Annotated in this window: 23 protein-coding genes; 3 read left to right on the forward strand and 20 right to left on the reverse strand. The window is 62.5% G+C overall.

The features are described from left to right. Positions 1-38 precede the first annotated feature (38 nt). Entirely contained in the window at positions 39-578 is a 540-nt protein-coding gene (locus AC1DIM_RS16195) for a TetR/AcrR family transcriptional regulator (protein ID WP_477711523.1), read from the reverse strand. A gap of 66 nt (positions 579-644) precedes the next feature. On the opposite strand from AC1DIM_RS16195, the gene AC1DIM_RS16200 reads away from it, so the two are divergent. Next, the gene (locus AC1DIM_RS16200) at positions 645-2,222 is read left to right on the forward strand and encodes an MFS transporter (protein ID WP_477711524.1); all 1,578 of its coding nucleotides are present in this window, start codon (positions 645-647) and stop codon (positions 2,220-2,222) included. 139 nt (positions 2,223-2,361) lie between these two features. Here AC1DIM_RS16200 and AC1DIM_RS16205 read toward each other — a convergent pair whose 3' ends face one another. From AC1DIM_RS16205 to AC1DIM_RS16215, 3 genes are all read right to left on the reverse strand, one after another. After that, positions 2,362-2,841, reverse strand: coding sequence for a Dps family protein (locus tag AC1DIM_RS16205; protein ID WP_477711525.1), 480 nt, complete (start codon positions 2,839-2,841; stop codon positions 2,362-2,364). A 245-nt stretch (positions 2,842-3,086) separates the two neighbouring features. After that, the gene (locus tag AC1DIM_RS16210; RefSeq protein WP_477711526.1) at positions 3,087-3,635 is read right to left on the reverse strand and encodes an AMIN-like domain-containing (lipo)protein; all 549 of its coding nucleotides are present in this window, start codon (positions 3,633-3,635) and stop codon (positions 3,087-3,089) included. A 312-nt stretch (positions 3,636-3,947) separates the two neighbouring features. Continuing rightward, positions 3,948-4,250, reverse strand: coding sequence for a DUF4193 domain-containing protein (locus tag AC1DIM_RS16215; protein WP_190991448.1), 303 nt, complete (start codon positions 4,248-4,250; stop codon positions 3,948-3,950). A 167-nt stretch (positions 4,251-4,417) separates the two neighbouring features. On the opposite strand from AC1DIM_RS16215, the gene AC1DIM_RS16220 reads away from it, so the two are divergent. Next, positions 4,418-5,080, forward strand: coding sequence for an alpha/beta hydrolase (locus tag AC1DIM_RS16220; RefSeq protein WP_477711527.1), 663 nt, complete (start codon positions 4,418-4,420; stop codon positions 5,078-5,080). On the opposite strand, the gene AC1DIM_RS16225 is transcribed toward AC1DIM_RS16220, so the two are convergent. From AC1DIM_RS16225 to AC1DIM_RS16245, 5 genes are all read right to left on the reverse strand, one after another. Continuing rightward, positions 5,077-5,289 (reverse strand): hypothetical protein, encoded by a 213-nt coding sequence (locus tag AC1DIM_RS16225; protein WP_477711528.1) that lies wholly within the window; start codon positions 5,287-5,289, stop codon positions 5,077-5,079. The two genes, AC1DIM_RS16220 and AC1DIM_RS16225, sit on opposite strands and share 4 nt — an antisense overlap. 184 nt (positions 5,290-5,473) lie before the next feature. Then, entirely contained in the window at positions 5,474-6,886 is a 1,413-nt protein-coding gene (locus AC1DIM_RS16230) for a carboxylesterase family protein (RefSeq protein WP_477711529.1), read from the reverse strand. Positions 6,887-6,891: 5 nt separating this feature from the next. After that, the gene (locus AC1DIM_RS16235; RefSeq protein WP_477711530.1) at positions 6,892-8,874 is read right to left on the reverse strand and encodes a flavin-containing monooxygenase; all 1,983 of its coding nucleotides are present in this window, start codon (positions 8,872-8,874) and stop codon (positions 6,892-6,894) included. 19 nt (positions 8,875-8,893) lie between these two features. Further along, positions 8,894-10,504: an FAD-dependent monooxygenase gene (locus AC1DIM_RS16240; RefSeq protein WP_477711531.1), complete on the reverse strand. Its 1,611-nt coding sequence runs from the start codon at positions 10,502-10,504 to the stop codon at positions 8,894-8,896. A 2-nt stretch (positions 10,505-10,506) separates the two neighbouring features. Then, the gene (locus AC1DIM_RS16245) at positions 10,507-11,349 is read right to left on the reverse strand and encodes a fumarylacetoacetate hydrolase family protein (protein ID WP_477711532.1); all 843 of its coding nucleotides are present in this window, start codon (positions 11,347-11,349) and stop codon (positions 10,507-10,509) included. 131 nt (positions 11,350-11,480) lie between these two features. On the opposite strand from AC1DIM_RS16245, the gene AC1DIM_RS16250 reads away from it, so the two are divergent. After that, entirely contained in the window at positions 11,481-12,185 is a 705-nt protein-coding gene (locus tag AC1DIM_RS16250; RefSeq protein WP_477711533.1) for a GntR family transcriptional regulator, read from the forward strand. Positions 12,186-12,203: 18 nt separating this feature from the next. On the opposite strand, the gene AC1DIM_RS16255 is transcribed toward AC1DIM_RS16250, so the two are convergent. From AC1DIM_RS16255 to AC1DIM_RS16305, 11 genes are all read right to left on the reverse strand, one after another. Further along, a complete protein-coding gene (locus AC1DIM_RS16255; protein WP_477711534.1) occupies positions 12,204-13,079 on the reverse strand; it encodes a VOC family protein in 876 nt (291 codons plus the stop codon). A gap of 29 nt (positions 13,080-13,108) precedes the next feature. Further along, positions 13,109-13,822, reverse strand: a complete 714-nt coding sequence (locus AC1DIM_RS16260; protein ID WP_477711535.1) for an SDR family oxidoreductase — start codon at positions 13,820-13,822, stop codon at positions 13,109-13,111. Beyond that, on the reverse strand, positions 13,819-14,514 hold the full coding sequence (locus AC1DIM_RS16265) for a TetR/AcrR family transcriptional regulator (protein WP_477711536.1): 696 nt from the start codon (positions 14,512-14,514) through the stop codon (positions 13,819-13,821). Before AC1DIM_RS16265 ends, AC1DIM_RS16260 begins: the two co-directional genes overlap by 4 nt. Next, positions 14,511-15,347: an ABC transporter ATP-binding protein gene (locus AC1DIM_RS16270; RefSeq protein ID WP_477711537.1), complete on the reverse strand. Its 837-nt coding sequence runs from the start codon at positions 15,345-15,347 to the stop codon at positions 14,511-14,513. The genes AC1DIM_RS16265 and AC1DIM_RS16270 overlap by 4 nt, the downstream gene beginning before the upstream one ends. Next, the gene (locus tag AC1DIM_RS16275) at positions 15,337-16,110 is read right to left on the reverse strand and encodes an ABC transporter permease (RefSeq protein WP_477711538.1); all 774 of its coding nucleotides are present in this window, start codon (positions 16,108-16,110) and stop codon (positions 15,337-15,339) included. Before AC1DIM_RS16275 ends, AC1DIM_RS16270 begins: the two co-directional genes overlap by 11 nt. Further along, complete coding sequence (locus AC1DIM_RS16280; protein WP_477711539.1) at positions 16,107-16,931, reverse strand: ABC transporter permease; 825 nt, start codon at positions 16,929-16,931, stop codon at positions 16,107-16,109. The genes AC1DIM_RS16275 and AC1DIM_RS16280 overlap by 4 nt, the downstream gene beginning before the upstream one ends. Positions 16,932-17,037: 106 nt before the next feature. Beyond that, a complete protein-coding gene (locus AC1DIM_RS16285; RefSeq protein ID WP_477711540.1) occupies positions 17,038-18,033 on the reverse strand; it encodes an ABC transporter substrate-binding protein in 996 nt (331 codons plus the stop codon). Between the two features lie 124 nt (positions 18,034-18,157). Further along, positions 18,158-19,801, reverse strand: coding sequence for a bifunctional 3-(3-hydroxy-phenyl)propionate/3-hydroxycinnamic acid hydroxylase (locus tag AC1DIM_RS16290; RefSeq protein WP_477711541.1), 1,644 nt, complete (start codon positions 19,799-19,801; stop codon positions 18,158-18,160). Beyond that, positions 19,798-20,550: an HpcH/HpaI aldolase family protein gene (locus AC1DIM_RS16295; RefSeq protein ID WP_477711542.1), complete on the reverse strand. Its 753-nt coding sequence runs from the start codon at positions 20,548-20,550 to the stop codon at positions 19,798-19,800. The genes AC1DIM_RS16290 and AC1DIM_RS16295 overlap by 4 nt, the downstream gene beginning before the upstream one ends. Then, a complete protein-coding gene (locus tag AC1DIM_RS16300) occupies positions 20,547-20,999 on the reverse strand; it encodes a nuclear transport factor 2 family protein (protein WP_477711543.1) in 453 nt (150 codons plus the stop codon). Before AC1DIM_RS16300 ends, AC1DIM_RS16295 begins: the two co-directional genes overlap by 4 nt. Beyond that, positions 20,992-21,786: a 2-keto-4-pentenoate hydratase gene (locus tag AC1DIM_RS16305; protein ID WP_477711544.1), complete on the reverse strand. Its 795-nt coding sequence runs from the start codon at positions 21,784-21,786 to the stop codon at positions 20,992-20,994. The genes AC1DIM_RS16300 and AC1DIM_RS16305 overlap by 8 nt, the downstream gene beginning before the upstream one ends. Positions 21,787-21,789: the final 3 nt, after the last annotated feature.

The following is a 21,789-nucleotide window of genomic DNA, read 5'->3' on the forward strand; positions in this document are numbered from 1 at the left end:
TCAGCCGGCCTGGTTCTCCCCGCCCGGGAAGCATCGAGTCAGCCGCGGAGCCGCTCCACGGCAGCCAGGAGCACCTCCACGTCCCCCTGCCGGCCATCCGCGCTCGAGGCCGCGCCGCCTTCCCACATGGCATTCAGGTACAGCCCGTCCCCCATATACAGCACGGCCCTGGCCATGCCGTTGCCAACATCGCCGGCGATGAGTTCCAGCCACTGCTGCTGGATGGCAGCAAAGCGACGCCGGGCCTCCACGTGGGCCACCTCCGCCAGACGGCTGGCCGCGAGGAAGGAACGGTCCATCGGCGAACCGGACCAGAGCGACGTCCGGATGAAGTACGTCGCTGCGCCTTCGGGAGCCGCCGCCATGAGGGCAATGTCCTCGCCGGCCAGCGAATCAAGGCGCTCCAACATGGCCGCGATCAGCGCCTCCTTGTTGGGAAAGTGGTAGAGCAGGCCGCCTTTGGACACTCCGGCCTGCTTGGCCACCGCATCCAACGTGGCGGCCCGCTCCCCCACCCCGATCAGGAGTTCTTCGAACGCATCGAGGACGGCATCGCGTGCTACGGGTTTTCTGGCCATGGTTCCCATCATGCATGGTCGGAGTCCGGTTTCTTAACTATACCGTCCGGACGGTATAGTTATTCAATGACATTGTCCGAGGCCTTTCCCCGCAACACGCACAGAACGCAAGCCGGAGCCCTGCCGCCGAGGCCTGGGCGGGCGCCGTGGCGCGACTGGCTCGCGCTGCTTTTGCTGATGTTCCCGGTACTTCTGGTGGCGGTGGACAACACCGCCCTGACGTTCGCGCTCCCGGCGATCGCTGGCAGCCTGCAGACAACCGGCGTCCAGTTGCTGTGGATTGTGGACGCCTATCCCCTGGTGCTTGCCGGCCTGCTGGTGGCCATGGGCAGCCTGGGCGACCGGATCGGGCGCCGCCGCCTGCTCCTGATCGGCAGTGCCGGCTTCGCTGCGGTTTCGGCAGCCACAGCCTTTGCCCCCAGTGCTGAGTGGCTCATCGCCGGACGGGCCGCGCTGGGCCTCTTCGGTGCCATGCTGATGCCCTCCACCCTGTCCCTGATCCGCAACATCTTTCCGGAGCCAAACCGGCGCCGGCTGGCTGTGGCCATCTGGGCGGCAGGCTTCTCCGGCGGTGCCGCACTGGGGCCCATCTTTGGCGGCTGGCTGGTGGAGCATTTCTGGTGGGGCGCCATCCTGCTGGTCTCAGTGCCCATCATGCTTCCCCTCGTGGCCTTTGGCCCCGTCTTCATCCCGGAGTCGAAGGATCCGCGCCCCGGACGTCTCGACGTGCCGAGTATCGCCCTCTCCCTGCTGGTCATGGTTCCCCTGGTGTATGGCATCAAGGAGCTGGCAACGGAAGGTTTCGGTGCCGTTCCTGCGGCCCTCGTCGCCTTCGGCCTGGTCATGGGATGGGTCTTTGTCCGCCGCCAGCAACGGCTGGCCAGCCCCTTGTTGGACGTGTCGCTCTTCAGCAACCGGGTCGTCAGCACTGCCATCGCGGCCAACGTGCTGGCATTGTTCTCCTTCACCGGTTTTATCCTGTTCCTGGCCCAGCACCTGCAGCTTCTGGACGGGATGACGCCGTCGGCCGCCGGCGTGGCCATGATCCCCGCCCTGGTGGCCACGGTGATCGCCGGCCTGGCAGTGGTTCCACTGGTCCGGAGGGTGCGGCCTGGCTTCGTAGTGGCCGGAGGCTTGGCTCTTAGCGCCATGGGCTACGGGCTCGTCACCTTTGGGGACCACACTTCCGGCCCGGTTCTGCTGCTGGCCGCACTGTTGATTCTGGCCCTGGGAGTGGGCGCTGCGGAAACCATTTCCAACGATCTCATCCTGGGCTCCGTTCCTGCTGAGAAATCAGGTGCTGCGGCGGCCATCTCGGAAACCGGCTATGAGCTGGGCTCCTTGCTGGGGACTGCCGTCCTGGGATCCATCCTCACTGCGTCCTACCAGCACAACCTGCGCATGCCCGCGGGACTGGAAGGCTCGGCGTCCGCGAGCGCTGTACACCAGGCGGGCGAGACCCTTGCCGGGGCAACGGATCTGGCCGCAGGCCTCCCTGCCCCACTCGACGAAGCGGTCCGCGCAGCGGCGCGCTTCGCGTTCGATTCAGGCGTCCACATCACTGCGGCAATTGCGCTGGTGCTGATGGCGGGCGCGGCGGCCACCACCGCCGTCGTCCTCCGAAAGGTCCCGACGGCGGACTAGGCACAGCGGTGGCGGACTAGGCACAGCGGGAAGGCGCCGCCGGCGCGCACACAAAGGCCCGGCGTCGGAAGTAATTCCGGCGCCGGGCCTGTATTCGCCTTATGAGCGGTGCCTACTTCATTCGCCTTATGAGGGGTGCTTACTTCGTGTCAGGCGCGGTGACGCTGGCCGAGGCCTTCATGGTCTCGGCGTTCACCATCCAGGCGTACTGTTCCAACTTGGCGATGAATTCGTGGAGCAGGTCCGCGGTGGTGGGGTCCTCGTCATCCACCTCGTCATGAACCTTGCGCATGGTGCCCACCGCAGCTTCAAGGGCGGCGACGATCCGCTCGATGGCGTCCTTGGTACTGATGAGGCCCTCGGGGAACTGGGCCAGGGACGTCGATTTGGCCACGGTGGAGCTCCGGCCATCCGGCAGGGCGTGCAGGGCGCGCATCCGCTCGGCTGTGTCGTCCGCGAACTGCCGGGCGGCGTCGACGATTTCGTCCAGCTGCAGGTGGAGGTCCCGGAAGTTGGTTCCCACGATGTTCCAGTGCGCCTGCTTGCCCTGGATGTGCAGCTCGATCAGGTCCGCGAGAACGGCCTGCAGATTGTTGGTCAGGGTCGGTGAAGCTTTCATGAATCCTCCTCGATTGGTCCAGTGATGCCGACGTTATCAGGCCGGCTACGGGCGGCGCGGGCCTCCGCCCGTAATTTCACAGTAAGCTTACTAATCGCTTGCGGCCACCAGCAACGTCCTAAACTGCAGCAGGCACGACGCCGGGCGACAGCGGGTGCCCTACCGGAAAGTCTCCGGACAGGGCGCCGCTATTTGTGGGTTTTCCACGGTCTCAACGCCGGCCCGTCACGCCGGTGAACCGGCCGTCACCAGAAGTGCGCCACATCCACCACCAGGCGCGAGCCGGAGTCGGGGCCGTCCAGGGTGAAGACCCGGAACGGGAGCCGGGCCCGGACCCCCAGGCCAAGGCTGGTGTAGCCTTCGAAGCTGCCCGCGTACGCCACCTGGCGGAAGGTCTGGTAGCCCGACACGTCGGATAGTTCGGTCTGGGACACCGGGCTGTACGTGGCGTTGCCGCTGCTGTCATAGGACGGCGCGTTCACCGTTACCTGGAGGAACGCCGAACCCCGCAGTGGGATCTCCAAACCTGAACCGTCCTGCACCACCACCGGAACATACCGGACCGTGTAGCCGGCAGCGGGGCCGCTGAGATCAACCACCATCCGGTCGAAGCAGTAGTGCTGCCCCGTCCTGACATTGGTGACGGATGCGGCGCTCATCCCCGGCTCTGTCTTAGCCAGCGACCCCCAGGCGAGTCCGCAGTACGATGTTGCTGCCGAGGCGGGCCCCGGAGCCAGGAAACCCAATCCAACGGCCACCAAAATGACCGTTAGCCACGTGTGAAACTTTTTCATTGTGGGCCACCCTTCGAGTGATTCGGTACCTCAAGCGTAGGTGGCTCCGGGGCCGTAAATAAGGGTTGTGGCCGCTTCGGCGCGGAACCGTTAGGGACGGCCTTCGCCGGTCACGCTGGAGTAATTCCGGCGACTATTTGCCGCCCAAAGAAACGCTGTTAACGCCATTTCTGCATCCCGTCGTTATGCACCATAACGACGGCGGACCCGGCCGCACGGGGCTCCGTCGCGTTTGCGCCGTGGAGACGCAAAAGCCCCGTCCGGCCGATAGGCTGACGGGGCTCGGTTCGCGCTTGAGGGGCGTATAAGGTCCTAGCCTTCGCACTCGATGCAGTACTTCAGGCCGTTCTTTTCGCGGGCAATCTGGGAGCGGTGCCGGACCAGGAAGCAGGACGAGCACGTGAACTCGTCGGACTGCTCGGGAACAACCACAACCGTCAGTTCTTCGCCGGAAAGATCGGCGCCAGGCAGGTCGATGCCCTCGGCCGTATCGTTCTCCTCGACGTCGATGACGGCGGTCTGGGCGTTGCCGCCGCGGGACGCCTGAAGTGCCTCCAGCGACTCGGCGGAAGACTCGTCGTCTGTCTTGCGTGGAGCGTCGTAATCGGTAGCCATAACGGGGTTCACTTTCGTTGCTGCGCGGCACCATTTCAGGCACCTCAGTGAAGCAGTTTAGGTCATTGCCCCACCACTTAGGCAATAGTGTGGGCAAACAGACAGGTTATGTGTTCTACTAGTTGTAGCTTCAACTAAAGACTATGCCCCAACCCGAAGGACTACTCATGAACCTCCCCGCCGACCCCGGCCTACCCTCCGCGAGTGCCCAGCACGTTGTGGCGACGGCAGGGGCAACCGATCCGTCCGCACCCCTGGTGGTGCTGCTGCACGGGCGGGGGTCCAATGAGCGCGAAATCCTCAGCCTGGCAGCCCACCTCCCGCAGAGTTTCGCCTACGCTGCCGTTCGAGCCCCGATCGCCGAGGGCAACGGCTATGCCTGGTTTGCCAACCGGGGCATCGGCCGGCCCACTCCCGAGTCCTTGGCCGAACAAATGGCCTGGTTCCGGCGCTGGCTCGATGGATTCGCCCCCGCCGGCCGGCCCGTCATCCTGGTGGGCTTCAGCGGCGGCGCCGCGTTTGCCGGCGGCCTCATCCTGGACGATCCGAACCGCTACTCCGGTGCAGCCATCCTCTACGGCACCTTGCCGTTCGATGCAGGAGTACCTGTCACGGCCGCAAGGTTGGCCGGCCTTCCCGTATTTGTCGCCCACGGGGACCAGGACCGGGTCATCCCGGCTGAGCTGCTCGCCCGGACCTGGGAGTACCTGACCACGGAGTCTTCCGCCAGCGTCCACACCCGCCGCGACGCCGGGGGCCACCAGATCTCAGCACAGACGCTGAGTGAACTCGGTACCTGGATCAGCGCTACGGGATCTCCCCGAGCTTAGATTCGGCGGGCCTGATCGTCCTCGAGGATGAGTCCTAACGGGACGTTTGGCGAAAAAGCCACGGAGAAATGGCCAAAGTCGTGGCGCGTCACGAGAAGGCCGTGTCTCTTGTCAGAGTATTCATCAGCCCGAGCCGCAGCGACTGCAGCGTCGAGCTTTTCGTACAATTCTGCTTTTCGCTGGATCTTGAAATCGGCGATGATGTGCATCGATTTTTCCTCTCGGAACGGGCCCCGTTTAGCGGAGATAACCTGAAAGCTCTGGCGGCTGGGTGTGGAGGTCTGCGAGACCGATGTTCGGACGGTTATGCTGCGGAGTCGTCCTAGCGGCACGAGCCTTTGCTTGAGGACCTTTTTGGGTCGATGACGTCGTAAGACCATTGAGGAGTGAGATTCACGGCTCCCTGACATGTAACCCGGCGTCGTTTGCCGGCTCAAGGTGGATGCCGTCACCCCCAATGATCAATGAATGCGGAGCTCTAGGATCGTACCGGTCATCCTCTGATACTCCCCTGTGTACGAATTCAGTGATCAGCTGCCGCATGGCGGTGGTGATGCGTGCGGATTCTGACACTGAGGCACCCTCGAGCATGGGTGAGTCCCGCCACTGCGTGGCATTACCGAACAGGAACGGCAGGACAAAGCAGTGTGGTGCATAGGCTGCCTTGAGCTTGCTGCGATGATCCAGCCTCACCACCTGCACAGAGGCAGGTGCATGCGTGGCGATCTCCAGTGCTGTGGAACGGAACTGGGCTAACGTCGCGGCATGCACCATTCGCAGGTACAGATCGGGCTCAACGCCATCAGCGTCGAGCATTGCCGTCACGGCTGCGGGGTTTGTGAATGTTTGGTCGATGAACCGCTCGACGTTTTCTGCCAAGAACTCGTCGCGAGGCCTACTGCGAAGGAATCCTGCAGACTCCTCGGCTGTCGTGACGACGAGTACGGCGCTCGTATGAAGCATCGATGCGGAGGTCGCATAACGTGCAATCCCCGGCGGTGCGTCAGCTGACTCTGCAGGCATGAAGGGGAAGCCCGGAAGCCCTGCGCGTACACGCGTCTGTACGTCCAGAACCGCGCTCACGGGCGCGGTCAGGAGCGCAGATGCCGACCCGAGGGCATCGACTAAGGCCGCGCGGTGTCGAAGCCAAGTATCCACGGGCAGTGGTGCGAGCCGAGGCATGCTGATCAGGAGGGTCTGCGCGGCGCAGCCGCGCAGACCGGGGTCCGTACTCAGGGCGTAGGCGTACCACGCCCCCGCGGAGTCACCAGCAAGAGTGATGCGAGCGGGGTCTCCGCCGAAGGAGGCGATGTTCTCCCGCACCCACGCCAGCGCAGCCCGCAGATCGCGGACCGGCCTGGTCGACTCTGCCGGGTCCCCCAGAGGACCAAAGTGCCCCAGCACGCCGATACGGTAGTTCACGGTGACGAGGACGATGCGCCCCTGGCTCACGAGCTCCACCGATTTGTACCATCGTGTTTCGCCCGACCCCGTTGTGAAGCCGCCCCCGGGAACGAAAAACAAAACGGGAAGCCCTTGAGCATTCACAGGTGCCTGGATACGAAGCTGAAACGCGTCTTCCTGTTGCGGGAGTTCATTCAGCGCCGGCCCGAGGAGGCCGTCGAGCACACCAGGCGTCTGCGGGAAGGCAGCGGGCGGGCTCTGCAGCTCGCCCGACGACACCACGCCGATTTCGCCGAATCGCACGTCATCCCTACGTTTCCCATAGCGAACGCCGCGCACATCGATCACTCCTGCGTGCAGATGAGCGTGCAGGTCACCCTGCAAGGTGGGAATGACGCGCATACAGTTCACGCTATGAACTCGTGTTCGCTTTCGCTGACCTCCTCGGTGGCCCGCCAGTACTCCACGTTCGTATAAGGCCAGACTTGAGAGACACGGCCGTGCGCGTTTTGGTACCAGGAGTGCACATACGGCTGTCCCCATGCCATCCGGCGGTTCCCGGCGTCGATCCAGTCCACGAAACGGTCCAGGGCGGCGGGTCGTACATCAATCGCGGATGCGCCCTTCCGCAGTACCTCGTAGACAGATTTGAGGGAAAATTCCACCGCCCGTTCAATCATGAAGTGCAGGCTGCCTGCCACCACACCTCCAACGTTGGGGCCGTACAACAGGAAGAAGTTAGGAAAGCCGGGCACCGTGATTCCGTTGTACGCCCGGGCATCGCCCTTCCAGAAATCATGGATCTCCACTCCGTTGCGACCAACCACCTCTACCTCATCGACGTAGTCCGACGGCTTGAACCCGGTGGCAAAGACAACGATGTCCACTTCATGCTCCACACCATCAGCATCGATGATCCCGCGTTCGGTGAATCGATCGATACCCGCAGTCACCAGCGTGGTGTGCGCTGACTTAAGGGCAGCTGCCCAGACTCCGTTGTCACGGAGCATGCGCTTTGCCCCCGGCGGGTAATTTGGAACGACGTGCCCAAGGAGGTCGGGGCGGTCCGAATACTGGTCAGCGAGCCGCTCGATGAGCACCTCCCGAACCTCCTGGTTCTTGCGGGAGACGCTCAAAGGTGCACCTTCCCAGCCCTCCTCTGCCGTCACGGTGTGCATGCGGCCGGGGATACCCTGCAGTGTCACCCAGAGGCGGTACCACTGGGCGTAATGCGGCACCTTCCGCCGCAGCCACGCGAAGGCATCCGTGACGTCGTCGTGGTAGTTCGGTGCGGGGAGCATCCACGGCGCGGAGCGCTGGAAAAGCACCAGCTCCGCTACGTCCCCGGCCAGCTCCGGCACAATTTGGTACGCGCTCGCGCCTGTGCCGATAACGGCAACGCGCTTCCCTGCATAATCCACATCGTGTGACCACTCTTGTGAGTGCATGGTCACTCCGCGGTACTCGTCGGCGCCCTCAAAGTCCGGAATATTGGGGCGGTCCAATTGCCCCAGAGCGCTGACGACAACAGCGAAGGTCCTTGTCTGCTCCTGCCCTGCGGCGTCACGGGTGGTCGCCTTCCACACGCGGGAGGACTCGTCCCACCGCATCCGGATCAGGCGGGTGGAGAACTCGATATTTCCAACGACACCGGCGCGTTCCGCGACATCACGGACATATTCGAGAACATCGTTTCCCCTGGCGAATTGGTGCGGCCAGTCGCCACGCTGCGCAAACGAGTATGAGTATCCGAAGGTTGGGGTGTCGAGCCGGACACCGGGGTAGGAGTTCTTGGCCCACGTCCCGCCAAGGGTTGGAGCATCTTCAACCACCACAAAAGGTACCCCAGCTTGCGAATACCGGTGCGCCGCAGCGATGCCGGCTATCCCGGCACCCACGATGAGAACTGGGAAATCGCGGCCGTCGGACACGTCGTCGAAGTGCCATTCAGGAGCTCCTCCTTTGTCCGCAGCAAGGGCAAGCTCATGCTTCAGCGAGCTGTACCAATCCTCGCGGCCCCCGGTGAGGAAGCGCAGGAGATCGGTGACTGTCTCATCGGGGAGCAGATCAACTGACGTGATTTCCTTGTCCCGGAGTTCGCGCAGCCCCGCCAACGCCAGCACCCTTGCGCGTTCCTGCTGCTCGGAGGACATGCCACCGTGCGGGTGGGGCTCGGTGTCCACCAGGCTCAACGGAGGCTGAAGGTCCTGGCTGAGGAACGTTGTATCGTCGCGTGCGGCAGCGATCGCGGCAAGGAGTACGGGAAGTTCCGCTTGGGCGACCATCTTCGCCAGAAAGTCATCGTCCTCGACGATAGGCTCCGAGCTGAGCTCCGAATAGAGATCATCAAACTGCGCGGTCCCGGACCGCGATTCCTGCATGCTGGGCATTCTCTTCCTCCTTGGATTTTCAGCGCCGTGAAACGGGATCGACGTACGAACGCAGCTTGTTGATGACTGACTGTTCACTTTCGTCCGTGAAGACGGCCGCGACATACCGGTCTGGACGAACCACCACGGTGTGCGGCTTCGAAAGACCGGGTATTGCGAGAACCCGTCCGGCGTCGCGCAGAAGCGAACCATCTTCCGCTGCCGGCGTCGAAGGTACCCCTGCCAGGCGAAGCCGGCGGGCGCCGAGCGCGGTCCAGAAAGGGTTCGGCGTGATGAAGCCCCCGCCTTCGGCTTCCAAGGTCAGAAGCGTCCAACCTTCGCCGAGGTAGGCATCGAGAAGTGCGGTCTCGCCGTCCCGCTCCGTTACCAGAGGTTGGCTCAGTGCGAAACCGACCCATCCAGCGACGCGGCGATCTACATCCCTGCCCGCCCTCACCGCCACACCGTTGCGGTAGTCCGGCGGGGTGATGAATCGCATCGACCCCAGATACCGGTGAACTGCGGGGATAAGGCTGACTGCACGGAACGCGATATCCCTGAAATTGGTCCTGATGGAACCCACCGCCATGACGACGGCTCCCGTCCTGCGCGAAATCTTCACCATCTTGGCTGCGTGGGTGCGGCGTTCGGATTCGTACGTTGCCAGCAGGCGGTCAGTGCCTGCTCCGCGGAGTACTGCCAGCAGCTTCCAGCTGAGATTGTTGGCGTCACGCAACCCTGCGTTCAGCCCCTGACCGGAAAAGGGTGGCATGAGGTGCGCCGCATCGCCAATGAGGAAGGAGCGACCCGAACGATAGGTACGCGCGATGCGCTGGTGGGCGACATAGACCACGGCACGCCTGACGTCCGCGGACCCAATTTCCGGATGGAAAGGCCGGGACAAGTCAAGTATTTTGGCCGGCGCGGTCATCTCATCCGCATCTTCGTGATCGAAAAGCATGAACTCCAGGCGCAGCCGCCCCTTGATCCCGGGGACGAGGACGTATGGGCGGGTCCCGTTGCCATGGAACTCGGCGTAGGGTTCGCGCGAGTCCGGAACATTGAGCAAGTCAATCACCACCCAACGCTCCTGCTGGGTGGACCCGACAAGGTCGATGCCGAGTGCCTCGCGGACGAAACTGCGGCCACCATCGGCGCCCACAAGCCAGGAGGCGGCGACAGTGCCGTTGCCGGCCGCCGACTGATATCCGACGGATACCTTGTCCGAGTCCTGGGCGACCGCGTTTACTTCGGCGCCCACGAAGAACGTGATGCGCTCGTCGGTGCGCGCTTTGTTCCAGAGGAGCTCCTCCAGGACAGGCTGATCGAACTGCGATTTCGCCGGATGCCCGATCCGCGAAGGAACCGGCTTGGACGAGGCAAGGGGTCGATCGTTCAACCCAAAGTAGCGGCTGCCTGTGCCGAGCAGCGACTCCGCCTTCAAGGCCTCGGCGAGCCCCAAACGGTCCATGGTCCGAAATGTCTCGTCAGCGATGCTGATTGCCCGTGGCAAGTCCATCGGCTCGGTGGCGGCGTCGAGCAGGGCGACGCGGGCACCGCCGTCGGCGAGCAACAGCGCTGCAGTCAGACCTACCGGACCAGCGCCGACCACCGCGACATCGAACCTATCCATGCCGTTACCTGCACGCATGTTCAGGCGACGAGGACGTTGCGCAGGGTGCCCAGCTTGCCGACCTCGACCTCGACGACATCGCCCGGAGCCAGGAACGTGGGCGGCTCCATGAACAGTCCAACTCCGCCAGGGGTGCCGGTGACGATCACGTCACCGGGGGCGAGCGGCGTGAACGCCGTTACGTACTCGATGATGGCGGGAATATCGAAGATGAGGTCCGAAACAGCAGCGCGTTGGCGCACTTCGCCGTTGACTCGCGTTTCGACAACGAGTTCCGTGACGTCTCCCACCTCGGAAGCAGTCATGAAGTAGGGGCCGAAGGCCCCGCTGAGCGGGAAGTTCTTCCCCGGCGTCCACTGGCCGCTGTGGCGCTGCCAGTCGCGGGCGCTGAGGTCGTTGAACGCGGCGTAGCCTGCGACGAAATCCCATGCATCCTCTGGACTGACGTGGTCGGCATGCGCTCCCACCACCAATGCGACTTCGCCTTCGTAGTCGTACATGGTGCTTTCACGGGGAATCGGCAGGTCGGCACCATGTGCTGCCAGCGTGTCAGCGAAGCGGGCAAACACGGTGGGCTTTTCGACGTTGGCCCGRCCGGTTTCTTCGCGGTGGCTTCGGTAGTTGACACCGATGCAGATGACTTTGCCCGGGGTGGACAAGAGGGGGAGGAACTGGGTTCCTTCAACCTGCTGGACGGGAGCGTTGCCCCACTCCGGCGTCGTTGCAAGAAGGCCGTCCACGATCGCTGATTGAAGTGAAGGACTGAGGTTGGCGCCGCTTGGCCCCAAGTCGAGCAGCTGCCCGTCCATCTCGATGCCCCAAGTCGGCTGCCCGGCGGGGGTTAGGTAACTCGCGTAACGCATGTTTGGTCCTTTCGGGGTTCGACGGCGTCTGCCGTCGCCAAATTCTCGGTGTTCTCGAACTGTATCGAGAATGCATTATTGAGTCAACAATGCATTCCTATACGAGTATTGCGCTTGTGTAGTCTTATCCCATGGCACGACAAGCGAATGCAGAGACGATCAGTGAAGGGGTCCGCGGGAAGCTGCGGGCCGACATCTTTGCTGCACAATGGGCTCCTGGTACCAACTTGCAGATTGGCGAGCTGACCAAGCGGTACAGCGCCAGCTCTACTGTGGTCCGCGAGGCAATGGTGCGGCTGGCAGGCGAGAAGCTGCTGCAATTCCGCCCCAACCGGGGCTTCTTCATCTCGGAATACTCCTTGGAGGAATTGCGTAGCCTGGGGGAACTTCGCTGCCGGGTGGAGGAATACGGGTTGACCCTGGCCATCGAGCGAGGTGACGTGGCCTGGGAATCAGACCTCCTGGCCGTGCACCACCTTCTCGAGCGGACGCCCCGGCGTGGCACTGAAGATCCGAACCACATCACCTCCGAATGGTTCATAGCCCACCAGGCCTTCCATGCCAAGCTCCTGGAAGCGTGCGGCGTCCCGTTGCTGCAGGACTTCGCCGCAACGTTGGGCGAAGCGACTGCACTGTACCGGCTTTGGACTGCTCCGGATCAGCGTGCCCAATCCCGGGACATTGAGGCTGAGCATCGGGCCATCCTCGACGCGACCATAAGGCGCGACTCCGTCACGGCCACCAAGCTGCTGCGCGAGCACTACATGCGCACCATCGACATCATTGAAGATGCTGAATTCCGCGCCACGGCAGAGGCCGCGCCGTCGCAGGAGTGAGGACGGCACGGCAACCGCTTAGCCCAAAGCGAGTGGGAAAACTCCATGCGACCGGAAATCCTCGCCGTTGTAGACGCCCCACCGGTTGAACCACGTCCGGTCGTCCTGGCTCCACTCGATGGGAGGACGGTCAATTTCGTGGATCTGCTCAAGGTCCGTGTACAGCTCGACCACTGTGCCGTTGGGCTCGACGTAATAAGCAGCAATGTTGTGGCCGGCGCCATGACGGACCGGTCCCCAGATCAGTCGACGGCCCCTGGCAAATAACCGGTCCCCCAACCGTCCAAGGTCAGCCACAGACTGCGTCTGCCATGCATGGTGGTGCAGTGTGCCGCGTCCCTTGATGAGCGCGATGCCATGGTGGTCCGGGTTGCAGCGCAGGAAATAGCCGAAGTCCTTGCCGATGACGTCCGAGACCTTGAAACCGAGGAAATCCACCAGGAAATCCTTCATGACGGTCGGGTTCTGCGGGTGGATATTGATATGGCCGTACCTGTCTGGCCCGAAGGAGGACGGACCATGCTGGAACGACTTCATTCCGACATAGATGTGGAAGACGTACCCTTCAGGGCCCATGACGGCAAACCCTTCGCCGATCTGGCGTTCCAGAGGGCTCCGCGTAAGGCTGGGAAAGCCTGCTGCCTCAAGGCGTTTGCGGATGATCTCCAAACCCTCCGGGCTGTCCGCGACAAGGCCAATATGGTCAATGCCGTCCTCCTCACCCTTCACGTAGACGAGCTCGTGGTGACGGTCCGCCGCGGACAAATACGCCCGGTCGTCGTCGTTGAGTGTCATTCGCAGACCGAGGACGTCAGTCGCCAGCTCGAGCGACTCATCGTAGTCGCGGGTCCGCATTGCGAGATAGCCCATTTCGGCAATCGCACCAAGTGACATAGCTATAACCTTTCTTTCAGCGTCGGCCCCTAAACGGAGCGGGACGCACCGCCATCCACTCGGATGTTCTGTCCTGTGATGTAGCTGGATTCGTCGCTGGCGAGGAACCGGATCACGCGGGCCACCTCTTTCGTACTGGCAGCCCTGCGCAAAGGTATTCGGGTGGTCCATTCCGCCGGCACAGTGCTCGGATCCTCTTTGGTGAAGCCTGGAAGGACATTGTTCATCCGAATTCCAGCTGGCCCGTACTCGTCGGAATACAACTTGGTAAAAGTACCCAGAGCCGCACGGAAAGTGCCGGAGACCGGATAGTTGGGATTGGGCTCGTAGGGGGAACTCGTGGAGACATTGACGATCGCCCCACCGCCTGCAGCAACCAGGAGCGGAGTAACGATTCGAGTCATGCGGATGACGCTGAGAAGGTACGTCTCGTAACCCTCTGCCCACTCCTCGTCGCTAATCTCCAGTACAGGCTTTTTGGCTGCGTGTCCGGAACTGTTAACCACGACGTCGATGCGTCCGTAAGTGGTCAGCGCCAAGTCCGTGACTGCTTTCAGGTCCGCCACGGACCGGTTGGAACCCTTGGTTCCAACCCCGCCCAGGCTGCGGGCCAGGTCCATCGCGCTCCCGGACGGCGAAAGTGCAGCAATACGGTACCCATCGCCTGCCAGTGCGCGGACCGCGGCGGCTGCAATGCCGCGGCCGCCGCCAATCACCAGGGCTACCCGGTCCGAACCGGTCATGGTTGATCCGCCGCGGCCCCAAGGTCGGCGTAGTGCTGGACGAGCTTATCCATGGCCAGCGCAGACAGCTCCGCCGCCTCGGCAAAGTCGATCTCGTCCCCGGCGGATGCCGATATGTAAAAACCGTCCGTCAGGGCCCGGCCAAGCATAACGACCTTCCGGGCGAGGTCTGGTTTCACGCGCAAGGCTGCGGCGGGGATACCCGGAGTGACAGCCTCGACCATGAGTTCGTACATCTCCTCGCGCACTTCCAGGTATTTCTGGCGTGCAGCGTTCCCCGCCAGCCGCTTCTCCAGCGCAAAGAGCAGTCCAATGATCCAGAATGCTTCCTGCGCGTTCGCCGGGTCGGCGGAATTAGCTGCGGATCCGGCGATGCTCGTGCGGAGAATGACCCTGTTTTCCGGTCCCCGGTGACGCGTCTTCCAGTTTTCGAAGCAGTAGTCGATCAGCGCGGCGAACAGGCCTTCCTTGTTCTCGAAGTGCCAGTAAACTGACCCGATCGGCAAACCGGCCACACGGGCCACCTCAGCCATCGTTGTACCCTCGTAGCCCACCTTCACCGCGAGCTGCAGGACTGCCTCGAGAATGGCGCGTTCATTCTCCGGAGTGGACTGGTGGACCCGGCGTCGTTTGCCCGCCTCCTGCTTGGCTGCTCCATTACTGCCGACATCGGCGCCCGCCCGGGGGCTCATGCGCGCAACTCCCCGCGGGCTGTCGCCCGTTCGCCACCCGGGTTGATCTTGGCGAACTGAACTTCCTCGTAGACCTGATGGCGCAGTTCGCCGAAGCGGTGAAGCGACCTGGTGTCAGCCTGGCTGCGCACGTCCGGAAGGTCGATGTGCAGGTCGGCCTGGATGATGGTCGGCGAACTCGAGAGCACCAGCACCCGCTCCGCAAGGTAGACGGACTCGTCAATATCGTGGGTCACAAAGAGAATCGTCATATTAAGGCGCTTCCAGACGTCGCGGACGAGGTCTTCGAGCTCTCCGCGGGTTTGTGCGTCGACTGCTGCGAAGGGCTCGTCCATGAGAAGCACGCTGGGGTTGGAGGCGACAGCACGGGCAATTGCGACGCGCTGCTGCATGCCACCGGAGAGCTGCCACGGGTAGCTCTTGGTCGCGTGGGAGAGACTGACGGCCTCGAGCGCCTCACTGACACGGGCCTTGCGTTCAGCCTTGGGCACGCCGGAGGTCTTCAGCGGCAGCTCGACGTTGTCTTCAACGCTCAGCCAAGGGAACAGGCTGCGGCTGTACTCCTGAAAGACCACTGCCATGCCCTCGGCAGGGCCGGCAACGCGCCGGCCATCGAGCACCACCTCGCCGGATGTGGGATCCAGGAGGCCCGCGATGCATTTCAGCAGCGTCGTTTTCCCCGAACCGGACGGCCCCACCAGGCAGGCGAACTCGCCGGCATGCAGATCGAAGGTGAGGGACCTTACGGCCTCTACTTCGTTGCGGCTGCCTACACCATAGACCTTGCGCAACTGCTGGACACTGAGTCGGACTTCCGACTTGTTAGCCGTCATTCGAGGCCTCCTTTAGACCGTAGTACCATCCCAAAACGCGCTTCTGGATCGCTTGGAAAGCTACCGACAGCAGCACTCCTATGATTCCCAGGAGAACGATGCCGCTCCACATTTCCGGGATCGCGACGCGGTTTTGGAAGTTAATAATCGAATAGCCTATGCCGTCGGTCGAAGCGAACATCTCCGAGACGACCAAGAGGATGAGGCCGACCGCGAGGCTGTGGCGGATGCCGGCCATAATGAGCGGCGAGGCCCCCGGCAGCACGAGGTAGCGGATGCGGTCGAATCCCCGAAGGCCGTAGACACGGGCGGTATTCTTCAGGACTTCATCAAGGGACCGCACGCCTTCCACAGTATTCAGCAGGATGGGCCAGAGGCAGCCGAGGACGATGACGGTGACCTTCATCGTGTCATTGATACCGATCAGCAGTAGCAGAACCGGAATGAGGATCGTTGAGGGTACCGCCCTGATGAATTCGAGCAGCGGCTCGAGAAGCCAGCGCAAATTGCGGGACAGCCCAATCGCGACTCCGAGGACCACCCCGAGCACTATTGAGATCACGAGGCTGATGGACAGTCGCCCCATGCTGGGGAGAACGTCCGTGAAGAACCTTTCGCTGAACCACACCTTGCCAAAAGTGCTGGCCAGCTTGTCCGGTTTGGGGACGAAGAAATTCACTCCCTGGGCTGTGGCCGCCCACCAGATGACGATGAGGATGACTGGCAGGCCGAACCAGATACCTATGCGTTTGAGGGCGATCATACCGCCACCTCCGAACGGACTGAGCTGTGCCAGAAGAGCACTTTGCGCTCAATGAAGCGGAATATCAGGTTTACCAGGATGCCCAGCAGACCGGATGTGAGGATAAGGGCGATCATGGCTGGCGGGTTGTCGTTGAGTTGGGCCTGCGCGACCGCCCGGCCGATCCCCGGCGTGCCAACGATGAGCTCGGAACTGATCGCGAGGATCAGTGCGACTGTGGCCGCGATCCGAATGCCGGTCATCAGGTATGGCAAAAGCGTGGGCAACACGAGGTGACGGACCCGTTGCAGCCATGTCATCCGCATGGTGTGAACTGTGTCATTTGCCACCTTGTCGATATCGGTGATGCCGTAAAGGACCTGGATCATGATGATCCAGAAGCAACCGTAAACGACGATCATGAGCTCGGCGCCGATCCTCGGTCCGAACAGCAGCGCAGCCAAGGGGATCAGTCCCACGGCCGGAATGGGGCGGAGGAACTCGATAGTAGTGTGCGTCGCAGACCGCAGGAAGTTGCTGGATCCGATGAGCAGGCCAACTGCGACACCACCGAGGGTGGCGATGCCGAGCCCCAGGAGCCATGCCCACATCGTCTGGCCCATGGTCAGCCAGAATTGGGTGAAGGTCAGGTTGGTGAAGAATGTTGGAAGCACCACCGACGGTGGTGGCAGGTGGTGCTGACTGACCGGGCCAAAGGCTGAGTAGAGTTCCCAGACGATTAGTGCGGCGAGGATGCCGGCGACACCCAGGACGTAGGGCCCGACAGCAGTCCACCTGGCAGCACGACGCACTCTGTGCTCCCGCGTAGGCAGGGTGCTCACAGCCACTGGGCTGCGGGTTGGAGTTTGCGTTTCCACGGTTTTGTTCTGCTCTCAGTTGTTGCGATCAGTATGCGGTCGGGGCCGACGAGCGGCCCCGACAGCGGGGTTACGGCTTCCAGATCACCTTGTCAACGTCTGGCTTGGTGCTCACGATGCCGTATTTGACGAGCAAATCCGCGAACAACTGGATGGTCTCTTTGGAGACGTCCGGGTTGTAGAGGGAGAGCTGTACTTTCGCCGCTGCGGCCGGATCGGTGCCGAGCGCAGCGGGCATTGCCGCGCGGACCAGATCATTGTTCGCAGTCAGGAACGGCAGAGCTTCCTTCGTGGCCGCAGTGAACCGCTTGACCAGGTCAGTGTTGCTGTCAACGAGTTTGCCACTGGAGATCGTCACGAGTTCATTCGCGCCCAGGCCTGTGTCATGGATGAAGTCGCTGACCACTCGGCCGCCCTTGGCCACTACCTGCTGCATGAAGGGCGAACCCGCCATCCCTGCGTCAATCTGGCCGGCTTCGATCTGAGCTGCAACCTCGGGGAATGACAGCTGGACGAACGTCACCTTTGCCGGGTCCCCGCCATCCTTGGCCACGGCTTCACGAATGCCGATTTCTCCGATGCTGCCCAGTGCGTTGACCGAGACCTTCTTGCCTTCGAGATCACGGGCGCTCTTGATGGTCGACTTGGCACCGACTACTACGGCGGTGGAGTCTTCCACGGTCTTGGGGTCGTTCTGGGTAACACCGTCAACGATACGGACATCGAGGCCTTGCGTGGTTGCCGTCAGGGCTGTGACCGGGCTGGCCAGCATGAAGTCCAGCTCCCCGGTTGCGAGAGCGGGCAACTGTGCCGCGCTGCTGCCCGCACCCACGACCAATTTGAGGTCGATGCCCTGCTTTTCGAAGTAGCCCTTGTCGATGGCAACCTGGAGCGCTGCAACGGTGCTGGACGGAAACAGTCCGTAGTTGACTTTGATGAGCCCGGCGGAGCCACTCGTGGCTGCCGTGGAGGCGCTGCCGTCTACAGATCCGGACGCACAGCCGCTAAGTGTCAGTGCAAGTGCCATGGCACCAACGGCCGCTGCACGGGTTTTCTTGATGTTCATAGGATTCGCTCTCCCTTGAGTGAACGCTGCGCGGGCCTTCCCGCCTACCGCCTGTTCTGGCGAGTTGCAGCAACAGTATTTCTTGATTAAGTTTTTGTCAACGGATTATGCATTCGTAAAACTATTATGCGTTCTGATGGGCCAATGTGACGTCAGCCACGCTAAATACTTTCTTGAGAACATCGTTCAGTTCCTGGGCGATGCACTCCGCGGCGACCACGTGGTCGGGCCGCACAACGATCGCGGAGAAGGGCCTCTCGTCGAACCAGGCCTTCAAAAGGCCGCTTTCGTCGCCAACCACTCGAACCCCCGGCGCTGCCGCAGCCTTCGCCCACGTCAGCTGCGTGGCTGGCACGGCGTGCACCAGGTTTCCGCCGAGACCTGCCAGCGTCTGCGCCTCAGCCTCGCTGACGAACGCCCGTGGATCGTTGTTCCAGACGATGACCCGCCATCCCTGGCCGGTGGCGTCGTCCAGAAGGACCGAACAGCCTTCCTCGTTCCGGACCGTGGGCTGCGGGAACAACATGCCCACTGCGCGCGGGGCATCCGCCCGGTCAGGCAACGCCTTCCACGTGGGGAGCACGGACGGAACCACGACGCCGTGCTCGTACTTGGGCATCGGTTTGTAACCCTGGCTGTTGAGCCGCGCGCGGGCCTTCGGCATCTTGTCTACAACGGCCGCTGCCATGTCGCGCACCGCCGTGCGCAGTTTGTTGTGGTCGGTGACGAGGTTCGCCATATTCAACGACAACGCCACCATGGCCTTTACATGCGCACGACGCTCACCCTCGTAGGAATCCAAGAGTTTGTCGCTGGCTTTGCCCTGGACCACTGCGGCCAGTTTCCAGCCCAGGTTGAGTGCATCACGGATGCCGGAGTTCCAGCCTTGCCCTGCCACTACCGGCATCACATGGGCAGCATCCCCGGCCAAGAGGAATCGTCCTACGCGGAACTTCTCGGCTACACGGGCGTGGTGGGCGTAGACGCGACGGCGAATGATGTTCAAACCCGCTGGATTGGGCACATGCGCGGCAAGGAGGGAGAACACAAAGGCGTCGTCTTCGGCAAGTTCCTCCGATTCGCCCTCAAACAAGGTGAATTCCCAGCGCCTGATGCCATGAGGCAGACTGAGCGTCGCGTACCCGCGGCTCGGGTCCCCGCCAAAGACCGCGTGCGGAGTGCCAATGGGATCATTGTCCACGTCAATGACAAGTCCGCGCGTGGACCGCGTCTCGCCTTCAAAAGCCAAGCCGAGGTGCTGCCTGGTCAACGACCGGCCACCATCGCAGCCGACAACGTAGCTGCCAGTCACCTGTTCTTCGCCTGATTTCGTATTGATGGTTGCCGTCACGCCGTCGGAATCCGATGTGAAGCCGGCAACTTGGCAGCCAAAGCGCACTTCGACGTGCGGGTAACGGTCCAGCCCGTCGAGCAGCACCTTGTCCACGAGGGGTTGGACGAAGCCATTGCGGCGCGGCCACCCGAACTCCCTCGTCGTTGGGTTGATCTCGGCAAGTATCTTGCGTTCACCGTTGATGATGCGGATCTTTTGATCCGGCACAGTATGCGGAAGCACTTTGTCCACAAGGCCGATCGTCTGCATCGTCCGCAGCGCTTCGTCGTCGATGCCCACGGCACGGGGATAGTCGATAAGTTCGTCACGGCCTTCGAAAACGACCGTGCTCACCCCGAGCTGACCCAGCAGATTGGCGAGAGTCAGCCCTACCGGGCCGGCTCCGATGATAATTACGTCCTTGCGGTCGCTCATTTTGCACCCCTCAGGGTCTGAATTGATTCCTGGGCCGCGCGGCCCAGGAAAATAAGGTCGATACCGAGGCCTACATAATCGATCAGGCCCCGTTCCAAAAGGTCTGCCGCGTAGGTGCCTGATCCGGAGTAGATGCCCAGCGTCACACCGTGTGACCTGGTCAACGCGGATAGATGCACAATGGCATCGCGAACAGGCCCGTCATCCCAGTCCCCTCGGCCCGGGAGGCCGTACGAGACTGCGAGATCAGCTGGCCCGATGTAGATCGAGTCGATCCCGGGAGTTGAGGTGATGCTTTCCGCCTGGTCGACGCCGGATGCTGTCTCTATCTGGGCGATAGTGGATACAGTGTCGTTCCCCGCTTCTGTGTAGGAGATGCCCTTGTACAGGTTGGGGCGGCTGGGGCCGAGGCTTCGATTGCCAACTGGCAGATACTTTGTGGCTTCGACTAGCATCCGCGCTTGGTCTGCCGACTCAACCGTGGGGGCAATGATCCCCCGGGCGCCGCTGTCGAGCAACCTCAGGATGGGAGCCGGATCAAGGCTGCCCACCCGGGCGTAGCTGTAAGCACCGTCCCGGGGTGCTGCGCGCAGCATCGTGCAGGCCGTGTCCACCCCGATCTCGCCATGTTGCAGGTCGACGACCACGCCGTCATACCCGGCAGCGAGGGCCCACTCGGTCACCGATAGCGACGGGAGGGCCTGATGCAGGAGCGCCGGCGGCTGCCCGCCGCGCATGTCCCATTTCATTGGGACCCGCTTTCGGCGAGCCGCTTCGCATGCGCTGCGGCGTTGGTTCCACCGAAGATTGGCGCAATGTTCCGCCGCGCAATCTTCCAGGTCCCATCGACTTTCCGGTAGACCTCTTGGAATTCCCCCACGCTTGCGGGCACCAAGGGGTCTTCAGAGGAATCGCGGTACGTCACGTACTGGGTCCAGCCATGCAGCTCATCGCCGTCCCAGGCCAAGCGGATGCCACCGACATGGTGTCTCCCAACGACACCCGTGATCTTTGCCCTGCGCTGCCCCCATTCCTTGATGGCTTCGCGTCCATCCATGTCGCCGAGGGGACCGGTCGACACGGCGTCTTCGGTGTAAAGCTCCCAGGTGGTGTCCGCACGGCCGTGATCAAGCCGCCACAACAATTCTGCGACGAGCTGCTCGATGGCCACCCTGGTGTCAACGTCGATTTCACGCATCAACGGTCTCCTTTAGGTGTGCGACGACGCTTCCCAGGCCGTGCGAATACTTAGCGGTATAGGTGATGTTTGGATCCCAGTCGACAATGAGCCCGATGGATCCGGAGAGCAGGATTTCGCCTGCGCGCAGAGGCTTGCCGATGCTGATGGACGTCTCGGCCAGCCACCGGATCGCGTTGATCGGATCCCCCATGACATTTGAGCCCGTTCCGCGCGTCAATTCTTCATCGCCGCGATACAGGACCATCTCGACATCCTTGAGCTCGATTTCGCCAAACGGGATCCGAACGGGTCCTGTAACGATGCCTTCGCAGGCCGCATTGTCGGCGATCGTGTCCACAATGCTCATCTGGTAGTCGAAGTAACGGTTATCCACGAGCTCCATTGCAGGCGTGACGTAGTCAATGGCCGCTTCGATGGATACCAGGTCGGAGGCCAGGATGTCCGACTTCAGGACGAACGCGATCTCGGCCTCGATTTTTGGATGGAAGTACGCTGAAGCCGGCCGCTCGATCGGCGACTCGAAAGTCATGTCGTCGAGGATTATCCCGTAGTCGGGCTCGTCGACTCCGGCCCGCCTCTGCACCATCGGGTTGGTCAGCCCAACCTTCCGGCCCACTCGGCGGCGGCCCTCTGCAACCTCCCGCTGCTGGGTGACGAGCTCGGAAATCCGGTAGGCCGCATCCTTGTCGTTGTCCGGCAGGCGATGGCGTACGAACTCGATAGGCGTGCGGGTCGTGCGCGCACTGTAGAGATCTCCAGCGATCTCCCTGATGATGTCCGGCATCTT

Source organism: Pseudarthrobacter sp. 01T43, assembly GCF_056398665.1.